The sequence below is a fragment of the Stenotrophomonas sp. A3_2 genome, from assembly GCF_036624925.1.
Lineage (GTDB): Bacteria > Pseudomonadota > Gammaproteobacteria > Xanthomonadales > Xanthomonadaceae > Stenotrophomonas > Stenotrophomonas hibiscicola.
On sequence record NZ_JAZKVY010000075.1, the window covers coordinates 1 to 431 of the forward strand.

Consider the following 431-nt stretch of genomic DNA (forward strand, 5'->3'; position numbering starts at 1 on the left):
CGGCGCGGTCGTTGGCCCATGCCGGGGCGTCGGCGGGCACGACAAGCGCGCTATGCTCGACGCCCTGCTTGCGGGTGTAATCATGGACGAGGCCGGTGCGCTCGTCCGTGATTTCGACGCCCGCACGATAGGCCGCCGCCGCCGTCGCACTGCGACCGGCTGAACGGCCTATCGTTTTCACCGCAAGATGGAAGCTCGCCATCGCCGCGCCCTACCTTAGCCATGCGGGAGCATGGCGCGGGCGATAGCCCGCTGGGGTTCAGGGGTATCCCCTGACGCACGCAAACGCAAGTTTGCATAAGTGCGCCCTTCCTCTCTTTCGCTCGGTCGGGTCCGGTGCTATCAATATCGCGTAGCGAAAGGATTGACCATGGCCGCTCCCACGCCAGAGGCTATCGAAAGCGCACGTCGCAAGGTCCAGCAGGCCAAGG

The 431-nt window shown here is 65.4% G+C and carries 1 protein-coding gene; it reads right to left on the reverse strand.

Annotation, left to right across the window (positions count from 1 at the left end):
- On the reverse strand, positions 1–202 hold a 202-nt coding region (locus tag R5H29_RS01260; protein ID WP_332328604.1), incomplete at its 3' end, for a MobA/MobL family protein.
- Positions 203–431 lie beyond the last annotated feature (229 nt).